At 37.9% G+C, this 4,156-nt stretch carries 4 protein-coding genes and 1 rRNA gene; 2 read left to right on the top strand and 3 right to left on the bottom strand.

Annotated elements, in window-relative coordinates; translation table 11 throughout:
* Window positions 1–342 precede the first annotated feature (342 nt).
* Together BUQ91_RS15395 and BUQ91_RS15390 are read left to right on the top strand one after the other, a co-directional pair.
* Entirely contained in the window at window positions 343–1,062 is a 720-nt protein-coding gene (locus BUQ91_RS15395) for a hypothetical protein (RefSeq protein WP_074209919.1), read from the top strand.
* A gap of 13 nt (window positions 1,063–1,075) precedes the next feature.
* Complete coding sequence (locus BUQ91_RS15390; protein ID WP_074209918.1) at window positions 1,076–1,666, top strand: hypothetical protein; 591 nt, start codon at window positions 1,076–1,078, stop codon at window positions 1,664–1,666.
* A gap of 431 nt (window positions 1,667–2,097) precedes the next feature.
* On the opposite strand, the gene BUQ91_RS15385 is transcribed toward BUQ91_RS15390, so the two are convergent.
* From BUQ91_RS15385 to rrf, 3 genes are all read right to left on the bottom strand, one after another.
* Window positions 2,098–2,946: a hypothetical protein gene (locus BUQ91_RS15385; RefSeq protein ID WP_139299767.1), complete on the bottom strand. Its 849-nt coding sequence runs from the start codon at window positions 2,944–2,946 to the stop codon at window positions 2,098–2,100.
* Window positions 2,947–3,022: 76 nt separating this feature from the next.
* On the bottom strand, window positions 3,023–3,880 hold the full coding sequence (locus BUQ91_RS15380) for a hypothetical protein (protein ID WP_074209916.1): 858 nt from the start codon (window positions 3,878–3,880) through the stop codon (window positions 3,023–3,025).
* A gap of 171 nt (window positions 3,881–4,051) precedes the next feature.
* Window positions 4,052–4,156: ribosomal RNA gene (rrf, locus tag BUQ91_RS15375) — 5S ribosomal RNA — on the bottom strand; the annotation flags it as partial.

Raw genomic sequence — 4,156 nt, 5'->3', positions numbered from 1 at the left:
TGATTAATTTGACTTCCAAGAAATTTTCTTGGGCCGTCACTAAGCACATCTCCGATTCCTTCAATCTTCCCGAAAGTCTCGCGGGCTTTCGCTTTACTCTCGATTCTTCGTTTTGACCGTCGTTTCGAGGGTGAGACCAATTATAGAATTTTCTGGAATAAAAACAAGGGGTTAGCGTAAAAAAAATCAACTTTTTTTCACTTTTTTTGAGAAAAATCTTTTCCATCCATCAAAACTACAAGATATTGACATTCTATTAACTTTTTTTTCGAATCGTACAAGAATAAAAACGTGCAGACTATATCTTTTTATATATTAACATACAACGTATTCATTAAAAATATGAAAAAACAAGTAATTCTATCCCTTTTTCTGGCAGCAATCATCCTTTCTAGTTGTTCGCTATTTCAAGCCAAATTTAATGAGAATATCAAACGCGACGATTTAGCCCCTGCCGTTGCCGATTCATTGGAGCATTTCACAAATGATGCCTATAAAATGAATCCGCAATATACAAACGATTTAATTGTAGCCCTCATTCGCCAAAACACGCTCAACGTAAAGACCGCCAAGGAATACGTAAAAATTCTCATCATTATCTTAAGCATCAGAAACCATAATTACATTGACGAAAAATGGATTTTAAGTCACTTAGATTCCAAACAGCAAAAAGATTATCATCGAGAATTTCCGGCGGGGGTTCCGATTCAGCAAGGTATTGAAGACTTTATTCAAAGTCATTCCCTTTTCCAGGACACCATTACTTGCAAGGCCGAAGAAGTCGATGCGCATTGGGCGTATTTTTCAGCAACAGGCGACACAAAAGTTATTGAGAAAATGAAAAAATCATATTACGTACCAGGCATACCCTGTTGTTTCAGTTGTCTTGAATGGTCACTCCCAAGCAGAGCTACGCAAAACAAGGATGTTTACGATAAACTCACTGAAATTCGCGATAGGAATTGCGCTACAGCAGAAGATCCACAATATTGTATTGATTATTACAACAATCGATTCATCCCTCCAGTCAGTGAATGCCAATGGCGAAATCTTGCATTTTAAATAAAGGAAAAATATGAACAAATTATTATCTATCGGTTTCATTTCAGCCACGCTCATCATCAGTGGATGTGCGAGTTCAAATTCACATACCCAATTAAAAAAATATTTCCTGACCGGGTTCCATTATGTCTATACTGATATTCCAGAACCTCTTGAAATGGACTTGTCGTACTTGAGAAATGAATTCGCATACGAAAGACCTCTTTACTCTTCAGAAAAAAACTTTGCACAATTCGATTTTGCAAAAGACAACATCGCCATTAGAATTAAAACTTTACCATCATCGTTTATCGTCACTGAAGGAGATTTCCAACCTCCACAAAACGAAAGCGATTCTACACTCATAGATTATATCATCAATTATTCATTCAGCCGTAGGTTTCCAGGTGAAGAACGCAAAAATACGACATACAAACAAGATAAAAATTACGGCTACGCCTGTATAATCCCCAAAAATTCTTCCATACTCAACTGCGAAGCTATTACGGTTACGCCGAAAAGAAGTATAGTAGCTATAGAATTCAACAGCAACAGAGAATCAGAAAGCAAAGTCATGGATTGGTTAATTGAAGCAATTGAAGGCGTAAAGCCCGTTGGCAATTAAATAGAAATTTCAAAATTTAGGCAAAAAAAAAGAAGTCCGTCTCCAACACAGACGGACTTTCTTGCTATTCAGCAAATTTAAGCGCAACTAAGCACCAAAAACGATGAGAGCACAGCTCAGCATCAAAAGAAGGATACCCCATACGGTTTCGACGATGGGACTATATTTCTTAATTTCAACATCTTTGTTTTCCATGGTAGTATCCTCTTTTTAACCCCGAGGCAAACGATCACGTCCGCCTACATTCTTAAACTACAAATAGTTTTGAACACAAATGATTACTTTTTGGATATTTTTATGGATTTTTTATCAATGTTGCAAGTTGGAATATTCAAGGGGAAAATATTACAAGTCCGCATGGGTAGCGGGTTTCAAAGCATCGGCAACGCAAACAAAAGAATATAGATAACCTAGAATAAAGGTTTCCGTTACTAGATTGAAGGCAAAATCGTAAAATTAATCCTATAGCCGTATCCACTCAATTTCTTGATTATGGGAGCAATATCTTTCATGGGTATGTCTTTTTCGAAAACAAGCTCAATTTTTCTTCGGCCATCTAATAATGCAAAGATCCTATCCTGACGATCTTCAATTTTCGGTTCTACTTTTAAGCGAAGATTTTCAATAAATTTCCACAAGTCAGCTTCGTTATCAAAAGTGTAGAAGTTGAATCCGTCAAACGGACGACACTCATTGAAGTATGTTTCGTTCAAACTGACCACATAGGCATTGCCATCGCCCTTAGGATAATAGCTCAGCAACAAAGCTAGTGCACTATAATCCTTAACACACTCTATTTGATCTTTTCTTTTCCCAACGTCTTTATCTAACATTTCTTCAAGCGACAGCTTTTGACGATTTCGCAAATACTTATACCGTAACGCTTTCATACTCAGTCTAACAAGACCACACCACATATAATTTGGAGTAGAAATATTTAACTGAAAAGCATCCTTATAATTCGATCCAATCGCATAACTAATCACGACATAACCCGCATATATCGTTGAGCTCAAGGACTTATAGAAATCTCCGTAAGAAAGATTTTCATCAACGTGCAATTTGATTTTACCAGGCCGATCAGCCACTTGTTGAGTCTTTAATTCTTCGATTTGCTCATGCTCTCTTGTCTTTCGTAACTCTTTATAAAGAGGTTCAATCAGCAAACTATCAATAGCAGAAATATCTGTAGCGGTCTTACCAAGGACCGTTCCGTTCAATGAATATTCATCGACATTCACGTCCACGACAGGTTCATCTGGGCTCGGAGTCATGAACATACTCCTGTCGCTGTCGCAAGCAACAAAGAGAAAAAGGGAGAGGAATAACAAAAAAGCTCTAAAAAAATTGAACATCCTAAAACCCAACATCAGTAAAAAGCATTCGATAGCCTAAATTGGCCATAATTTTTATCAAAGGTTCAACCCTATTCAAAGTCATAACCTTATCCACTGAATCTCTCACAAAAATATTTATCCAATCATAATCTTTTTTACTTTGCAAATTTTCATTTTTCCGAACGGTTTCAAGAACATTCAATAAATCAGCCTCATTTTTCAAATCATACACTTTGGGCAAAATCGAATCAGTCTCATAAAAAACAACTCGGTACTTAGAATCCGAATTTTTTACAGGGAAAAGAACGGACAAATTCATATAGTTTTGAGTACACTTTAATTTTGAGGACCTATATGTAGTATCATTCATTAATTTTTGATTCGAAAAATAATCACTATTACCAAATTCAAGAACAGAGATAAGTTCTTTCTTTTCAAAAAGAGTCACAAAACAAAAATTCGCCCACTCGTCTTTCCACTCAACATTCCGTAGTTTTTCTCGAATGTCAAACGTATAGACATTGCTAGAATTTGAGCCTATCGTATAACGAACAGGCTGAATACCCCAAAAGGCGGCCGTTATCAGAATTTTATAAAACACACTATAATAAACATCTTCACTGAATCGAATTCGGAGTTTTACGTTATTTTCTCTCACTTTTTGGAATTCATCATCAAGTGGAGCTATTAAAATGTCGTCAATCTGAAAAATATCTTCTAGCGTATTGCCAATGACTTTTCCATTTAACGCAAAATTTTCGGAATTGACTTCTAGTACTATTTCACTCGATTTAAAGGGGCTGGAATCCTTTTCCTCGTTGCAAGCGGCAAGGAGGAAAAGTGTGATGAACAGAAATAAAAGTTTGTTCGGAAACATGTGCTAAAAGTACAAAAAAAGACGAAATCCGTGTATGCGAGGGGTTCAGTGCAGGCCGGCCCCGCAACAGGTGCGGGGTGACAGCGCGGGAACGGGAATTCCCGGGGAAGCGCCACGTGCTGTATAAAAAGAAAAAGCCCCGCTCGCCGTGTTTCGGCAAGCGGGGCGTGAATCCAGCGGCGACCTACTCTCCCGGACCCGGGGGCCAGGTACCATCGGCGATCTGAGGCTTAACTTCCGTGTTCGGGATGGGAACGGGTGTGACCCTCACTCGAT

The sequence above is a fragment of the Fibrobacter sp. UWB11 genome, assembly GCF_900143015.1.
GTDB lineage: Bacteria > Fibrobacterota > Fibrobacteria > Fibrobacterales > Fibrobacteraceae > Fibrobacter.
This window is presented reverse-complemented; position numbering and strand designations above follow the sequence as displayed.

Excerpts from the sequence above, each read along its gene's own strand:
- BUQ91_RS15395 (WP_074209919.1), top strand. The coding sequence starts at position 343 with ATGAAAAAACAAGTAATTCTATCCCTTTTTCTGGCAGCAATCATCCTT.
- BUQ91_RS15390 (WP_074209918.1), top strand. The coding sequence starts at position 1,076 with ATGAACAAATTATTATCTATCGGTTTCATTTCAGCCACGCTCATCATC.
- BUQ91_RS15385 (WP_139299767.1), bottom strand. The coding sequence starts at position 2,946 with ATGTTCATGACTCCGAGCCCAGATGAACCTGTCGTGGACGTGAATGTC.
- BUQ91_RS15380 (WP_074209916.1), bottom strand. The coding sequence starts at position 3,880 with ATGTTTCCGAACAAACTTTTATTTCTGTTCATCACACTTTTCCTCCTT.